The sequence below is a fragment of the Mucilaginibacter sp. SG564 genome, from assembly GCF_013149275.1.
In the GTDB taxonomy this organism is placed as follows: domain Bacteria; phylum Bacteroidota; class Bacteroidia; order Sphingobacteriales; family Sphingobacteriaceae; genus Mucilaginibacter.
In genome coordinates, this window is sequence record NZ_JABGNA010000007.1 from 111,465 (window position 1) to 128,352 (window position 16,888).

Genomic DNA, 16,888 nt, shown 5'->3' on the forward strand with positions numbered 1-16,888 from the left:
TTTTTTGTTGCGCTGAACAGATATTTTCTTTATTTTTCAATACCTCAAACCTGCATATCATGATCAATGAATACTACATTTTAAGAGACAACGAAAAACACGGCCCCTACAGCCATACCGAATTAATGGATATGCAAGTGAGTGCCACCGAACTGGTGCTATCACCTTTGGCTACCGATTGGCAGGAAGCTGCCGAGCTCCCGGAGTTTGATGAATATTTTAAATCAATTGGCGTGCATGTACCTACGGTAAACAATGTGGCTAATTTTGGCTGGAGGTTGCTGGCTTATATAATTGATAATGTAATGGTAGTAGTAGCCGCTGCGATAGTCGGTGGTATGTTTGGCCTGATAAAACTTGTCTGGGGAGGAGGTGTAAATGCAATTAATATGAACACAGAAGAAACATCCTCCACCAAATTATTAACCAATCTATTATTCGCCGCTATTTTTATGGTTTACCATTCAATTTTTGAATCCACGAAACTACAGGGCAGCATAGGTAAAGTAATTTGCAAAATGGCGGTTGTTGATATTAACGGGCAGCGCTTAACTTTTAGCCAGGCACTGCAACGTAATCTAAGTAAATTAATATCAAGCTTGCTATGTGGTATTGGCTTTTTAGCTTGTATATGGAGCCCCATGCAGCAATGCTGGCATGACCAGATAGCCAAAACATTTGTTGTTCGTAAACCCAATTAATAGTTTAATTTTTATCCTCCCGGAACTCATCAGTAAAGTGCTCCCTATGTTTCTCTTTAGCAAATTTATCAGCGTTGTAGGCGTCAGATTTTCCTTTAGGGATAGACAATGAACTCCATTTTTCATCACAAAGCATCTTACCAATAAAAACAATTTGCCCCACATGGTACGGATAATGTGCGAGTTGCCGGTTAATGGCCTCGGCAACCGTATGCCCCATATTGCGAATGTAAATGATCCTTTCCAGATCATCGGCAGTTAATTGTTCAAGGGTGCTCAAAAGGCATTCCCAGCCCCTGTTCCACCGTTCTAAAAGTTCATCACGCCCCGGATTTGTAGTGACAAATTCAGCCTCGCGGTTACGCCATTCCTTTTCGCCGTCTGTATTAAAAATATCCGTCCACCTGGAAAGCATGTTTCCCGACAAATGATTAACAATCATGGCAATGCTGTTTGATTCCGCATTATATTGCCAGTTCAACTGTTCATCAGTTAATTGCGCGAATGTTTTTTCGCCCAGTATTTTATAATAGGCAAACTGTTTTTTAACGCTTTCCAGGTAATCATATATCATAATTAAAGTTAAGGATTTTGAACCTACAGATCAATTTTTTGTTCCCCGATTGTAAACCTGGATATGCTACTTAATACAGATGTAGCATTTAAATTTATTTTGCATCAAAACATTTTCTTATAAGATAATATTTTAATAATTACCTTAGGTTTAGTAATCTTGCTTTTGTTCACTTTGTATTACCCATGCCCATTAAACACAGTTCCGCCTTGCCACCAGAAATGTTAAGGGTTTTTGAGACCTTACCTCACCCTTATCTTATTCTTTCAAAGGAACTGTACATACTTACTGCCAGCAACGCTTATTTGCAATTAACAGGTAAAATGAGAGCCGAGCTCCTCGAAAAACACCTGTATGATGTTTTCCCCAAAAAACCAGATTGGGCAACAGACGAGGGAGGTATAGTTTTTTCATTGGAGCAGGTATTGGAAACCAATAAACCCCATCAGTTGCCCATAACACGTTTTGATACACCTGATCATGAAGGTAAATTACAGGAGCGTTATTGGGATACCGCGCACACCCCTGTACTTGACCCTGATGGCGATATCTGCTACATTATACACCATACCCAGGATGTTACCGAGAAAGTTATCGCCGAACGGAATCTGATTGCCAGCGTGAAAAAAGAGAAGGAGGCAGCAGCCAAGGCGGGTCAGTTAAGCAAACAAATGGAGAATCTATTTGACGAGATCCCCGCCCAAATTGCCATTTTTACGGGGCCCGATCTTGTATATGAATTTATAAATCCACTATACGAAAAAGAATTTTTCCCGGGACGTAAAATATTGGGCAGGCCCTTGCTTATGGCTATGCCTGAGATAGCTGCCCTCCCTGTTTGGGATGCACTTCAACAAGTATATAAAACGGGTGAAACCTATATCGGTAACGAGATCTGTGTACCACTGGTTAGCGAAATTGGCGGGCCACCAGAGGATCATTATTTTAATTTTATTTACCAGGCTATCCGCGATGAAAAGGATAACATAACCGGCGTTTTAAGTTTCAAATATGATATAACCGAATTGGTTATGGCCAGAAAACGTCTGGAGCAAACCAGTAATGAACTATTAGCCCTTAATGAGGGGCTGGCCCACGCTAACGAAGAAATACAGGTTACCAGCGAAGAGATACAATCGGCCAATGAAGAGTTGAGCACCACAAACGAAGAACTGTTTCAGACTCAGCAAAACCTGCTTAAATTAAATAACGAATTAGAAAGCAGGGTTGAGTTACGCACTCTTGAGTTGCTAACCGCGCAATCAGAAGCTTCTGGTCAAACCGAACGCCTGAAAAGATTCTTTATGCAGGCCCCTGCCGGCATTTGCATACTCGACGGCCCCAATTTTGTATTTGAATTGGTTAACCCTCCTTATCAAAAGCTCTTTCCGGGACGTCAACTTACCGGGAAACCGCTATTTGAAGCATTACCAGAACTTAAAGATCACCTTATATACGATATTTTAAAAAATGTATATAAAACCGGTAACACCTTTGAGGGCAAGGAACTTCTGGTTCCTATGGCACGTGAGGTCAACGGTCCGGTGGAAGATCGTTATTTTACATTTATTTATCAGGCCAGGTATGATGCTGCCGATAAAGTAGACGGTATTATGGTTTTCGCCTTTGAAGTTACCGAAGCCGTGCTGGTGAGGCAAAAGGAAAAGGAAAATGAAGAACGTTTCCGCTTTTTATTAAATGCCATACCACAACAAGTATGGACAGCCCGCCCCAATGGCAAACTTGATTATGTAAATGAGGTGATCTGTGATGATTTTGGGCGAAATGCTGAAGATATCATTAGCCAGGGCTGGCAAACTTTTATACACCCGGATGATCAGCAAACGTGTTTAAAGAAATGGCTTACGGCCCTTAGAACGGGGCATGAGTACCTGGTGGAGTTTCGTTTAAAATTTCAGGATGGGCAATACCGCTGGCACTTGGCCAGGGCAGTACCCCTTATTGAAAATGGAGAGATCAAATTATGGCTGGGTACCAATACCAACATTGATATCCAAAAAACCAATGAGCAAAAAAAGGATGAGTTTTTATCTATTGCCAGTCATGAACTAAAAACACCACTTACCAGCATCAAAGCCTTTAATCAGCTCATGATGCGTATCAATGATCCCCAAAAGCTTAATGATCTTATCCAAAAATCGGCCGCGCATGTACTGCGCCTCGAAAAACTGATCAGCGATCTGCTGGATGTGTCACGCATCAACGCCGGAAAGATGGATTACAATATGGAAAGCTTCAATTTCCATGAAATGCTCAAAGACACCATTGATAGCGTTCAGCATACCACCTCATCTCATCAGATAATGCTGAAAAGCACGGAAAATATAATCTATACCGGCGACCGTTTTAGACTGGAACAAGTGGTAAATAACCTGCTGACCAATGCCATCAAATATTCCCCTGAAGCAAATAAGGTAATCGTTAGCTGCGTACTACATGATGATAACAGCCTGATCGTATCCGTTCAGGATTTTGGTATTGGTATTGAAGAAAAAAACCTGAGCCGGCTGTTTGAACGGTATTACCGTGTAGATAATACCGCGATGCGTTTTGAAGGCCTGGGCCTGGGGCTATTTATTTCAGCCGAAATCTTGAAAAGGCACAATGGCAGTTTTTGGATTGAAAGCATACCTGGTGAGGGTTCTACCTTTTTTTTCAGACTGCTAACGCATCAGATTCCTAAACAGGCCCCTATTATACAGGGAGATCTGTACTATCATGACAGCGCCATTACGCTTAGCTACAATAGCGTTCACTCCCGTATTGATGCCGACTGGACCGGTTTTCAAAACCCGGAGTCGGTACACCGCAGCTGTCAACGTATGTTAACCATGATGGCAAAAAACAATGTTTACAAAATACTTAATAATAATATTCATGTGCTGGGCAATTGGTCTGAAGCTATTGACTGGGTTGCCCAGGAATGGTTCCCGGCTATGCAGAAAGCCGGTTTAAGATATTTTGCATGGGTTAATTCGCCCAGTATATTCAGTCAATTATCGGCTCGCAAAAGTGTGAATACCCTTCCAGATAAGATAACTATTAAGTTTTTTGCCGATGTAATAACAGCCGAAGCCTGGATAAATGAGCAGTAGCTTTTTCTCCCCCCTACAAAGACTATTATCCAATTAAACCTTATCCAGATAATTCTTTAACAATTGATTAAACTGTTCAGGCTGCTCCATATTGGGTATATGGCCTGCATCTTTTATAACCGCAAGTTCGGCTCCTTTCATGCGGGTTTGCATATGCTCGGCAGTGGTTACAGGCGTAAATACATCTTGATCGCCAACAATGATCAATGTTGGGAAGTCGATATTTAAAAGAATCTCCGTATGATCCCTTCTTTCGGCACGGCCAAATTGAACAGCTGCAGCACCGGCAGCATCCGTAGTGATCATCATATGGCGAAGATGATCTAACACTTCTCGTTTAATATTAAAAGTATTTTGGCAAAGATAATGCCCTATGTTTTCGGCGGTATACTTTTCCATACCATAATTTAGCAGGCTTTTTGCAAGTTGCTTCCGGCTTAAATAACTGGAGGCATTTTCGGCTCTTGCATCAGTATCCGCCAGTACCAACCCCTTCATTAAATGCGGGGCAAGCCTGTATATCTCCAAAGCCACCCGCCCGCCCATTGATAACCCCACAAATACAGCTTTTTGGACAGCCAGTTCATCCAGCAGATAAATAATATCGAGAGCAAGCTCATCTAAAAGCACTATCGGTTCTGTGGTAACGCTTTCGCCATACCCCCTCAGATCAGGAATAATGAGCCGGTTTAATTTACTAAATACCTGCGATTGATAATTCCACATGCTCCGGTTAAAAGGCTGCCCATGTATAAATACAATAACATCACCGGTACCCAGATCTTCATAAGTCAAATCAATACCCCTGATTTTCAATTTATTTGCCATACTACACTATTTTATGACACCAATGTCTCACAAAAGTATTAATTTTAATTTGAATAAGAAATTTTATGAGAAAAAAGTATCATAATGAGCAAACTATCATTAGACAAAGGGCGAGTTAGTCAGAAAATGAAAACCCGCGAGGTTCTTCTTTCAAAAGCAAATGAACTATTAAAGCAACGTATCGAGATAAGTGTTGATATGGTGGCCCGCGAAGCCGGAATTTCAAAAGCCACGGCCTACAGATACTTTTCAAGTTCGGAGGCTTTAAAGCGTGAAGCATCTTTGCAGCTTAAGGCAAAAACAAATGATGATCTCTTTGCAGATTTAAGTAATTCCGATCTGAACGGAAGATTAGACCGGTTGATTGACTACCACTTTAATTTATTCACTAATAATGAAATCGAATTTCGCCTTTTTTTAAGCTCCATCATTGGCGAATCAGTTATCCGAAAGGAAACCCCATCCAGAGCCGGGCGGAGGATCATCCTGATCAGGGAAGCACTTAAACCTTTACAATCAACATTAACTCCAGATGCGTTTGATCATATGGTTAATTCATTGAGCGTATTTTTTGGTATTGAATCCATAACTGTTTTAAAGGACGTATGCCACTTAACTAATGCTGAAATATTACAAACCTGGAAATGGTCGGTAAACCGTATTGTGTTTTTTAAAGATTAAACACTCTTTATGAAAACTGCATATAACTTTTTAATTCGTCCTGCAGGCGGTTTGCGGTTTCAATAAGCCCTCTATCAGTAATGTGCATATCAATGTTAATATCCTCACCTATCTGATTTTCTTTAAATACATCTTTAAACCTGAAATATTTTAATGAAAAGTTCCAGTTATTCTCAAGAAATGAAAAAAGCCTGGTATCCTCTTTATTTAACATGGAATAGTTAACCACCACGAAAGAATCGTTGTTTAATTTTTTGATACAATTTAAAATATCCTGGTTATAGGCTATCCATACTTTTAAAAACTTTGAAGTATACTCGTTATAGAATTTTAATAGTCTGCGCTGTCTCCTGATCTTTTCCCAAACCAATCTGGATAAATATTTACGACTCATGTATTTTTTATCCAAAGACTTAAACTCCCGGCGCAATAATGAGCTCACCACTGATTGATAATCGCGCAGGATGATCAGATAGCAGGCATCGGGCAACAGCTCCTGGTAAACATCCAGAAACAAACATGTGCGTGGGTCTTTCCACCCCCACTGATCATACAATTGCTGTTTAATTTTAATAATACTTTTCAGTTTCTCTTTTTCATATATAGAGAAACCATCAATTTGTAAGTCGGTTAAACCAGAAGGAGGCAGATTGTTACTGCTCAGAACTTCTTCATGCATTTTTAAAAATTCCACATCTTCAAAATGGCCATCTTCGTTTCCCCAGCCGGGGCCAAGTAGTTTTTCACCAAGTTGCAAACCACATTTGGTAAGCCAGTTTGAGATGAGCGAGGTACCGGAACGGTGCATTCCGGCGATGATAAGAGTTCGTTTTTGCATAATTTATAAAAGGACGATCGTTTTAAAATACTTAAGCAGGGGTAGCTTAAAAATTATCTGTCATTTTATTGGGAATTTTCTCCGAAGCATAAAGATTGTTAAGTATGAAATAAACCAGCAAAGATGTGCTTTGCTGTACAGAGTTCTCGCTGGTATTGATATAAAGATCCGCATCATACGGTACATCAAACCTATCATTGATACCTGTTAAGTTCTGCAATTTGTTGGGGTGCCCTTCGGGCAAAAGCGCTCTTTGGTAAAGGCCCTTAGTATCGCGGCTGATGAGTTTATTAACCGGGCAATCAACATGCACTATATTTACATCCTCATACCTGTCAACCAATTCGCGCCTTACATCGTCATACGGGTTTATAGCGCTGATAATGGTAACAATACCCTGTGCTGAGAAACGGCTGGCTACAAATCCCAGTCGCCTGATATTTTCACTCCTGTCGGCTCTTGAAAATCCAAGATCTCTACAGATTTCCTGTCGATATTCATCGCCATCAATAATTTCGATCTTTATTCCAAGCTCTGTTAATTCGGCAGCAACATTTTTTGCCAATGTTGTTTTGCCGGCTCCTGAAAGGCCGCAAAATAAAAGTATCATAGCAGTTAATTAAGTTAAACACCATTCTGCGAAAGTCTTGCAGGACACTTTCTGAACGTGAACTTATAAAATAACTTACGCGTTGCGCCGCAACCGATTGTAAAAGATTATTTACAATCAGGTACATCACTTTCTTCTGGAGATAATTTGGTGATATCTAAACTTCACGGAAGCCACTTTAAAGCCCCTTTTTGATCAAATTCTGATCACTACGTGCAACAACATTCAACTGATACACCTAACAAAAATGTTACGTGTTTAAACCCTGCTAAAAACAACAAGCTATAATTTAATGAAGAATTTTAAACATCAGTTCTTTCATCAATTCGCCATGCGGGGCATTTGATTCCACACCTTTGCTTTTCAGGTCATACTCGCGCAGATAGCTGATGATCTGCATGGTTTTTGGATAATTATAATTACGACCGGCCTGTTCATAATCCTTTACAAAAAAGGGGTTTACACCCAATTCGCGGGCCAGGTTTTGCTGCGATTTATCTTTCACGTAATGATAGGCCAGTACCTTACTAAAATAATTATTCAGGTTACCCAGCACCAGTACAATAGGGTTGGCTTTGGGGTTAGCCTCAAAATAATTGATGATCTGGTTAACTTTATAGGCATCTTTTTTACTCAGGGCTGCTTGCAGCTCAAATACATTATACTCTTTGCTGATACCAATATTATCCTGGATATGCTTAAGCGTGATCTCCTGGCCGGCAGCCACATTCAGCATCAGTTTTTCGAGCTCATTGGCAATTTTCGACAGATCATTACCCAGGTATTCCGAAAGCATGGCCGATGCCTGCGAGTTGATCTTATAGCCTTTATCGCTAATATAACCTTCTATCCAGGCAGGTATCTTATTATCATATAAAGGGGCCGATTCAAAAATGATCCCTTTTTTTTCGATGGCCTTATATGTTTTTTTTCGCTTATCAAATTTTCCGTACTTGTAACAAAATACCAGAATGGTACTCGGCAAGGGATTTTCAAGATAGCTCAATACCGGATCGATGCCTTTTTTGCTGTCGTCATCCTTACCCCACTTCATCTCCTGCGCCTCCTTTACCAATACAATCTGGTAATCGGCCATCATTGGATAGCGCTTGGCAGCGTTAAGCACCGTCATCATATCGGTATCCTTACCATATACCACGGTTTGGTTAAACCCTTTTTCTGCTTCGGGCAGAAGACTATGTTCAATATAATTGCTTACAAGATCAATAAAATAGGGTTCTTCGCCATGCAACAGATACAGGGGTTTATATTTACGGTTTTTAAGATCTTTCAATAACTCTGCTGCGGACATCTCTTTTAATATCAAAATTCAAAAATAAAAATTCAAAACCGGTATAGTGTAAAAATCAAAGCTAAAAATCCCTTTTAATTTAATTCTCCTTGTGCTTGCCCTTTTTTACTTTTGATTTTTTTGCGGAATAAAAGTATTTCTCATTTTGGCGTTCAAGAGTGCTTTGCAATTTTTACTTTTGAATTTTGACTTTTGAATTTAACGAATGGATCTGCTGCAGCCGCTTAATCTTCCGCCATACCCTTTTAAGATCACCGATCATAACGGCCAGCTCAGCTTATTTGATGAGATCCGAAAGAAAAACATCATCATTACCCCCGAAGAATGGGTGCGCCAGCATTTTGTACAATATCTTATTAAACACAAAAACTACCCGCGCGCACTGATCAAACTGGAAGGAGGAATGAAACTTAACGGCCTTCAAAAACGTACCGACATTGTTGTATTTAATGCCGAAGGTAAAAGGATACTTATTGTAGAATGTAAGGCCCCTTCAATAACCATTGATCAGAAAACTTTTGACCAGATAGCCCGGTATAATATGGTGCACCAGGTATCATTATTAGCGGTAAGTAATGGCTTGCAGCATTATTATTGCCAGATTGATCACATCAGCAAAAAATACCTGTTTTTAGAGGATATGCCCGCTTATACCGGAACTGTTTAACCCAGGAAGGCTTATCAGGTTTTGGATTTTTTCCAGCAATTCGTCGGGTTTAAATGGCTTTGACACATAGTCGTTCATCCCTACTCTAAACACTCTATCCTTTATGTCAACCAGTGCCGATGCTGTAAGCGCGATGATGGGTATCCTGGCCTTTTTAGGGTCGGCCATTTTCCTGATTTCCCGGGCGGCATCAAAGCCATTCATCACCGGCATTTGCAGATCCATCAGTATAATATCAAAGTTGCCGTATTGCATAAACTCAACCGCACGTTCACCATTTTCGGCAATAGTGGGTATTATTTTCCATTTCAACAGCAATTTCTTCATCAGCATAACATTTACCATATTATCCTCAGCAATAAGTACCTTTATGCTTCGTAAGCCCTCTTCCTCGGCTATTTCGGCTTGTTTGGCTACATTTTCGGCAACCACTTCTGTTGATACCGAAAGCTCCATATTAAATAAAAACTCTGACCCTATACCAATTTTACTGATCACCTCAATGTGGGTTCCTTGTAGTTCAAGCAGGCGTTTTACAATGGCCAAACCCAAACCGGTACCCTCATACTCACGTGTAGTAGCTAATGATTCCTGGGTAAAGGGCTCAAATATATTTTTCAGGCTACTTTCCTGAATGCCTATGCCGGTGTCTTTTACAGAAAACCTAACGATAAGATTATTATGCCGATCTTCCAGACAGGCCACATTAACCCACACATCACCTTTTGGGGTAAATTTTATAGCGTTATTAACCAGATTAAAAACCACCTGAGTAATACGTGTAGGGTCACCAAAAAAAACTTTATTCTTTAAAACATTGTCAACCGTAAGGGTAAACTGCAAACCTTTTTCATGCGCTTTCAACATCTGCCCGCCACATATGTTATACATCAGTTCAACCAGATCAAACTTCACATTTTCCAACACCAGCTTGCCCGATTCAATTTTGTTAAAGTCGAGCACATCATTAACGATGGCCAGTAGGTTATTTGCCGAAAATTTTAATATTTCCAGGTTTTCCTTTTGCTCAGGCCTTGGGCTGCCCATCATCAACAGGTTGCTCATTCCGATCACCGCGTTCAGCGGTGTGCGGATCTCATGCGACATGGTTGATAAAAACTCCGATTGGGCATGTGCTGATTTTTCGGCCTTCTCAATAGCCTTTTCTAATTTTTGATTGAGAGCTTTTTGTTCATGGGCGCTTGCCTTCAATTGCTTCAGATTCTTTATAAACGCATTATATAGGTGGCTATGAATAAAAATGAGTATAATAAAATTGGCAAACAGACTGATCACAATAGTTACCTGGTCTATCTTATCGGGCTTTACGCGTATCACATAGCTATAATTACGCTCAATAAATAAAAAAAGCAATATGGGTACCGTATTCAACAGGGAGTAAATCAACCCCCATTTTTGCCCCAGCATATAATAACTAAATACAATGACGATAATAACCACCTGCACCGTAACTATATTGATGCTTTGCAACGATATATATACGATACTCACATTGAGCAAAGTGCCCACAATGAGTAAGGCATGTGATATGGCGAGCCAGTTAGGTTTGTACGTTAAGGCTTTAAAAAGTACAGCGATGCTGAGCATTAAAAACAAGCAAGTGTAGGCCAGCATCATTTGTCCCTGGAAATAAACACTGGTTAATAAGGCAGCCGAAGCCACAAACACCAGAAAAAACCCATAATATAATAAACGTATACGTGCCTGATCAAGAACGGATTGTTCCTTTGAAATGATCTTGTAGATAGATAAGTTAAAAAAACTTGCTTTTGGGCACATATTCGGGCAGCAAACATTTTAGTAACGCGGTAAGCCAATCGAGGTAGTATCGTTTTAGCTTACCGCTGTTTGCAGCGAACTTTTATATGCAATTAATCAGCCAAATCGTCAAGTGCTTTTTGGATAATCTGTAGTTTGGCTTCTGCGTCGGCTTTTTTTCGTTTTTCAATTTCAATAATTTCGGGTTTGGCGTTGCTCATAAAACGCTCATTATTGAGCTTTGCATTTACCGATTTTAAGAATCCCAAAAGATAATCTTTTTCTTTTTCCAGGCGGGCACGCTCGGCTACAGGGTCTATTTCCTCTTTAAATGGAACATAAAACTCATCTGTTGAAGCTAAAAAGCTGATAGCCCCATTTACTTTATCCGCAACTTCCGAAAACTGGCTTATATTTCCAAGCCGGGCTATAATGGCCTGGTACTCCAGATAATTTATACCAGAGTTGGCTTTTACAAAAAGTTCAAGCGGTTCTTTGTCCGCTATCTGTTTTGTTTTACGGGTATTACGTATTGCCGCGATAACTTCTTTTACTATTTCTACATCGGCCAATAGCCGTGCATTAATTTCCCCAATAATTGGCAATTGCGCAACAATACAACAGTCATTTTCTGCACGTTCGCCAAACAGCTCATCATGCCATAGCTCTTCGGTAAGGAAAGGCATAAAAGGATGCAAAACCTTTAATATATTTTCAAAGAATTGTATGGTAGCAGTATAAGTAGCCCGATCAATAGGATGCTGATACACCGGTTTGATCATTTCCAGGTACCATGCGCAAAAATCGTCCCATACCAATTTGTAGGTATCCATTAAAGCTTCCGACAAACGGTATTGCGCAAAGTTATCTTCTATCTGGCCCAATGCCTGGTCAAAGCGGTTGCCAAACCACTCAATAGCGATGGTGTTGGGGTTGGCAAGGGTATCATCAACTTCCCAGCCTTTTACCAGTTTAAATGCGTTCCATATCTTATTGGCGAAACCGCTGCCTTGTTTGCAGTAGCTTTCGTCGAACATCAGATCGTTACCAGCAGGCGAGCAAAGGAGCATACCCACACGTACACCATCGGCACCGTAAGTATCGATCAAGTCAAGCGGATTCGGCGAATTACCTAATGACTTAGACATTTTACGGCCCAATTTATCTCTTACTATACCGGTAAGGTACACATTTTTAAATGGCACTTCTCCCCTAAACTCGTGCCCCGCCATGATCATCCTGGCCACCCAGAAGAAAAGGATCTCGGGCGCAGTTACCAGGTCGTTGGTTGGATAATAATAGTTGATATCGGCATTGTTGGGGTCTTTAAATCCACCGAATACCGATATAGGCCATAACCATGATGAAAACCAGGTATCAACCACGTCGGGGTCCTGAGTTAAGTCTTCAGCCTTAAGTTCAGGGTTTTGAGTCTTGAGCTTGGCTTCAACTAATGCTTCCTCGGCATTTTTGGCGATAACAAATTCGCCGTTTGGTAAATACCATGCCGGAATCTGCTGCCCCCACCATAACTGGCGGCTGATGTTCCAATCCCTTACATTCTCCATCCAATGGCGATAGGTATTGATAAACTTATCGGGGATCAATTTGATCTCGCCGTTCAGTACATAGTCCAATGCGGGTTTTGCCATCTCGGCCATTTGGCAGAACCACTGCATAGATAATTTGGGCTCGATAACCGCGTCTGTCCGTTCCGAAAAACCGATCTGCGATTTATAATCCTCTACTTTTTCCAACGCGCCGGCTTCTTCCAGCAACACGGCTATTTTTTTACGGGCCGCAAAACGGTCAACGCCAACTAATATCTGGGCTTTGTCGTTCAGGGTACCGTCATCATTTAAAATATCAATAACAGGCAGGTTATGACGCTGACCCAGTTCATAGTCATTCAGGTCATGTGCCGGGGTAACTTTTAAACAGCCGGTACCAAAATCCATGGTCACGTATTCATCCAGGATAACCGGTATCTCGCGGTTGATCAGCGGGATAAATACCTTTTTACCATGCAGATGCACATACCGTTCATCATTGGGGTTGATACAGATAGCTGAATCCGCCATAATGGTTTCCGGACGGGTGGTAGCGATGGTGAGGTAGTTCGAAGTCTGAAGTTTGGAGTCTAAAGCCGAATCTTGACCTTGGACTTCAGACTTCGGACTTGAGACTGCATACCGTATATAATACAGTTTCTGATTTACTTCCTTACGGATAACTTCCTCGTCAGATACTGCTGTTTTACTCTGCGGATCCCAGTTTACCATGCGGATGCCACGGTAGATAAGGCCTTTTTTATGTAGATGGATAAACGTATCTATTACCGCTTCGGACAGGTCTTCATCCATAGTAAATTTGGTACGGTCCCAATCGCAGGAGGCACCTAGTTTTTTAAGCTGCTCCAGGATAATACCGCCATATTTTTCTTTCCATTCCCAGGCAAAAGCTAAAAACTCGGGCCGGGTAAGGTCTGCTTTGCTGATGCCCCGCTCTTTGAGCATGGCTACAACTTTAGCTTCTGTAGCAATACTGGCATGGTCGGTTCCGGGAACCCAGCAGGCATTTTTGCCTTTCATACGGGCACGGCGAACCAATACATCCTGTATGGTATTATTCAGCATATGTCCCATGTGCAGAACCCCGGTAACATTGGGCGGCGGAATGACTATGGTATAAGGCTCGCGCTCATCGGGCACCGATTTAAAAAAATCGTGCTTTAACCAGTAACTATACCACTTCTCTTCGGTTTCTTTAGGCAAATATGTTTTAGCAATACTCATAACGCGCAAAAATAGGGATTTGCCCGCTTAGTTCATAGCCGATAGTTTACGGATTCCAAAAGCATTTTTGGCGTTGATCCAGGCCCCTCCGTTTTTTTGCCGCGACAAGTTTTTCGCATCAAACAGAAGTTATAAAATTCAAACGCTTTCAACTTTTTAAAGCTTTAATTTTAACAATTTTCTGCTCAAAATTGGATGAAAAACAGATCAAAACAGCTTAAATTCTCCTCAAAATCATCGATTTTAACACTTTTTAACAAATTTTTGACGAGTTTTAAAACTTTAAAAAGTATTAAATAATTGATATTCAAATAACTTAATAACAAACAGTCGGTTTTTATTCCTTTTCCTGAAGGTCAGAATTATGTTTTTCAAACAGAGCAGAATACCAGATCGGCTTACTTAAATATACAGAAATTATTTGAGCCCTGCAACGGGCTTACTTCCCAGATACAATAAAATGTCAATAAGCTAAATTACTCCGTAGGAGTTAAAGCTTTGTAGCAAACAAAAACAAGCATTGGGCATGCCGTAGGTATGCAAAGGACGTGCAGTACCTATGGCACTGTTTTAAAACCGGATTTTTTTCTACAAAGCTTTAACCCCGATGGGGTTTGTCTGATTTTGCACGGCAGCCTTACTCTCCCTTCCCATCCTTGCTCTTTGTTCCTCCCATCCTTACTCATCTTCCCTTCATCACAATAATTTTACAATTGCTGCGTTTTTAAATACGACAACCGTAAATAGCCATGAAATCAATGGATCTGCACCGCTTTTGGCTTGATATTCTAAAAAAATCCAAGCTTTCCTTTTTCATTAACTGGTTTAACCGCTAAGCATTTTCTATCAGCTGGTTTGTGCATATCTGCTACAAATCATTAACTTTAATTTTTAACATTTAACATGAAATTAAAGTTGTCTTACGTGATGCTGGCGGGTGCATTAGCCCTGTCGGCCAACAGTTTTGCTGCCGATGGCGGTACATCTCCCAAACCAAAACATAAACCTGCCGTCCCCAAAAAGTTTATCGATCCGGCCAATATGGATCTGAGCGTAAAACCCGGTGATGATTTTTTTGATTACGCCAACGGTAACTGGATCAAACAAAACGCTATACCCGCCAAAGAAACCCGCTGGGGCAGCTTCAATATCCTGCGCCAGGAAAATACCGATAAATTGCTGGGCCTGCTTGCCGAGGTAAGCAAAACATCCGCCTCACAGCCCAAAGGCAGCTTAAGGCAGCGTGTTGGCGATCTGTATGCCAGCGGTATGGATAGCCTGGCTATCGAAAAACGCGGTTATGACCCCATAAAACCCGATCTGCAGCGCATCGACCAGATCAGCAACCTCGATGGGGTAATCGGCGAGATGACCTATCAGCGTGTTAATGGCGAGGGTAGCCCGCTTTTCAGATTCGGCGTTGGCCAGGACGAGAAAAATGTGAACAAATACGTAGTAGGCTTTAACCAGGGCGGTACCAGTTTACCCGATCGCGATTATTACCTCAAATCCGATGCCCGCACCAAAACCATCCAGGACGCCTACAAAAAATACATCGTAGCACTATTTACCCTAACCGGTACCAGCAACGAAGATGCCGTTAAAAATGCCGACGTTATTTTTGGCCTGGAAACCACGCTGGCCAAAGCGCAACTGAGCCGCGTGGCCATGCGCGACCCTAACGTTACCTACAACAAATTTTCTGTTGATGGTTTCAGCAAGATCACCCCGCACTTAAACTGGAACACCCTGTTGCCGCAGCTAAAAGCCAGTGGTCAGGATACGGTTTTGGTTGGTCAGCCGGGATTTTTTAAAGCGGCCGACTCGCTGTTGGTAGCCGCCCCTGTTGATAGCTGGAAGATCTACCTCAAATGGAGCATCCTTAAAGGCGCGTCATCATCATTAAGCTCGCCTTTTGTAAATGCTACTTTTGATTTCAGCAAGGTATTAACCGGTCAAAAAGTACAAACCCCGCGTACCGAACGTATGAGCGGCCTGGTTGACGGCAGCATTGGCGAATTACTGGGACAGCTTTTTGTAGAGAAATACTTTACACCGGCCGCCAAACAATATATGATTAACCTGGTGAACAACCTGAAAGGCACCCTGGGCGACCGTATTAAACGCCTGGAATGGATGAGCCCCGAAACCAAAGACCGTGCGCTTAAAAAACTGGCCGCATTCACCGTAAAAATAGGTTACCCAGATAAATGGGAACCTTATGAAGGCCTGGTTATCGACCGTAACGATTATGCTGCTAACCTGAAAGCATTATCTATATGGCGCTATAACTTTAACCTGAGCCGCCTGGGCAAACCGGTTGACAAAACCCGCTGGGGTATGACGCCGCCAACCGTAAACGCGTATTATAACCCAACCAATAACGAGATCGTTTTCCCGGCAGGTATCCTGCAATTCCCTTTCTTTGATTTTAAGGCCGATGATGCCATTAATTACGGTGGTATAGGCGCGGTGATAGGACACGAAATGACCCACGGTTTTGACGATCAGGGTCGGCAGTATGATGCCGACGGTACCCTGCGCGACTGGTGGACAAAAGCCGATGCTGATAAATTTAAAGTACGTGCCAACCAGGTAGTGGAACAATACAATGCATTTACCGTGGTTGATACCCTGCACGTGAATGGTAAATTAACTTTGGGCGAAAATCTGGCCGATCTGGGCGGCTTGAACATAGCTTACGAAGCATACAAAAAAACCAAACAGGGCCAGGAAAATAAAAAGATAGATGGCTTTACGGCCGATCAGCGTTTCTTTTTATCATGGGCACAGGTATGGCGCAGCAGGCAGCGTCCCGAGTCGGCAGCACAACGCATCCTCACCGATCCGCACTCGCCAGAGCAGTTCCGCACCAACGCGCCACTCACCAATATCGACGCCTGGTACAAAGCCTTCAACGTACAACCCGGCGACAAGATGTACAAGAAACCGGAAGACCGGATTAAGGTTTGGTAGTTTGGGTAGTG

At 41.8% G+C, this 16,888-nt stretch carries 12 protein-coding genes; 5 read left to right on the top strand and 7 right to left on the bottom strand.

Annotated features, from left to right (window positions below; all coding sequences use genetic code 11):
• The first annotated feature begins 59 nt into the window (after nucleotides 1-59).
• Nucleotides 60-701 carry an RDD family protein gene (locus tag FHW89_RS17035; RefSeq protein ID WP_172336262.1) on the top strand — a complete coding sequence of 214 codons (642 nt, stop codon included), beginning with the start codon at nucleotides 60-62 and terminating at the stop codon, nucleotides 699-701.
• 4 nt (nucleotides 702-705) lie between these two features.
• Here the strand turns inward: FHW89_RS17035 and FHW89_RS17040 are convergent, their stop codons facing one another.
• Nucleotides 706-1,275, bottom strand: coding sequence for a DinB family protein (locus FHW89_RS17040; RefSeq protein ID WP_172336263.1), 570 nt, complete (start codon nucleotides 1,273-1,275; stop codon nucleotides 706-708).
• A 221-nt stretch (nucleotides 1,276-1,496) separates the two neighbouring features.
• Here FHW89_RS17040 and FHW89_RS17045 point away from each other — a divergent pair, with 221 nt between their 5' ends.
• Nucleotides 1,497-4,391, top strand: a complete 2,895-nt coding sequence (locus tag FHW89_RS17045) for a PAS domain-containing protein (RefSeq protein ID WP_253952269.1) — start codon at nucleotides 1,497-1,499, stop codon at nucleotides 4,389-4,391.
• Nucleotides 4,392-4,424: 33 nt separating this feature from the next.
• Here FHW89_RS17045 and FHW89_RS17050 read toward each other — a convergent pair whose 3' ends face one another.
• Nucleotides 4,425-5,219 carry an alpha/beta fold hydrolase gene (locus FHW89_RS17050; RefSeq protein ID WP_172336265.1) on the bottom strand — a complete coding sequence of 265 codons (795 nt, stop codon included), beginning with the start codon at nucleotides 5,217-5,219 and terminating at the stop codon, nucleotides 4,425-4,427.
• Between the two features lie 84 nt (nucleotides 5,220-5,303).
• Here FHW89_RS17050 and FHW89_RS17055 point away from each other — a divergent pair, with 84 nt between their 5' ends.
• Complete coding sequence (locus tag FHW89_RS17055; RefSeq protein WP_172336266.1) at nucleotides 5,304-5,900, top strand: TetR/AcrR family transcriptional regulator; 597 nt, start codon at nucleotides 5,304-5,306, stop codon at nucleotides 5,898-5,900.
• 7 nt (nucleotides 5,901-5,907) lie between these two features.
• Here FHW89_RS17055 and FHW89_RS17060 read toward each other — a convergent pair whose 3' ends face one another.
• From FHW89_RS17060 to holA, 3 genes are all read right to left on the bottom strand, one after another.
• Entirely contained in the window at nucleotides 5,908-6,738 is an 831-nt protein-coding gene (locus tag FHW89_RS17060) for a sulfotransferase (RefSeq protein WP_172336267.1), read from the bottom strand.
• A 46-nt stretch (nucleotides 6,739-6,784) separates the two neighbouring features.
• Nucleotides 6,785-7,348: an adenylyl-sulfate kinase gene (gene cysC / locus FHW89_RS17065; protein ID WP_172336268.1), complete on the bottom strand. Its 564-nt coding sequence runs from the start codon at nucleotides 7,346-7,348 to the stop codon at nucleotides 6,785-6,787.
• Between the two features lie 289 nt (nucleotides 7,349-7,637).
• Nucleotides 7,638-8,660 (bottom strand): DNA polymerase III subunit delta, encoded by a 1,023-nt coding sequence (holA, locus tag FHW89_RS17070; protein ID WP_172336269.1) that lies wholly within the window; start codon nucleotides 8,658-8,660, stop codon nucleotides 7,638-7,640.
• A 205-nt stretch (nucleotides 8,661-8,865) separates the two neighbouring features.
• Between holA and FHW89_RS17075 the strand changes: the two genes are divergently transcribed.
• Nucleotides 8,866-9,327: a type I restriction enzyme HsdR N-terminal domain-containing protein gene (locus FHW89_RS17075; protein ID WP_172336270.1), complete on the top strand. Its 462-nt coding sequence runs from the start codon at nucleotides 8,866-8,868 to the stop codon at nucleotides 9,325-9,327.
• Here the strand turns inward: FHW89_RS17075 and FHW89_RS17080 are convergent.
• Nucleotides 9,292-11,127 carry an ATP-binding protein gene (locus FHW89_RS17080; RefSeq protein ID WP_172336271.1) on the bottom strand — a complete coding sequence of 612 codons (1,836 nt, stop codon included), beginning with the start codon at nucleotides 11,125-11,127 and terminating at the stop codon, nucleotides 9,292-9,294. The genes FHW89_RS17075 and FHW89_RS17080 overlap by 36 nt on opposite strands.
• A gap of 92 nt (nucleotides 11,128-11,219) precedes the next feature.
• On the bottom strand, nucleotides 11,220-13,901 hold the full coding sequence (locus tag FHW89_RS17085) for a valine--tRNA ligase (RefSeq protein WP_172336272.1): 2,682 nt from the start codon (nucleotides 13,899-13,901) through the stop codon (nucleotides 11,220-11,222).
• Between the two features lie 903 nt (nucleotides 13,902-14,804).
• On the opposite strand from FHW89_RS17085, the gene FHW89_RS17090 reads away from it, so the two are divergent.
• Complete coding sequence (locus FHW89_RS17090; RefSeq protein WP_172336273.1) at nucleotides 14,805-16,877, top strand: M13 family metallopeptidase; 2,073 nt, start codon at nucleotides 14,805-14,807, stop codon at nucleotides 16,875-16,877.
• Nucleotides 16,878-16,888: the final 11 nt, after the last annotated feature.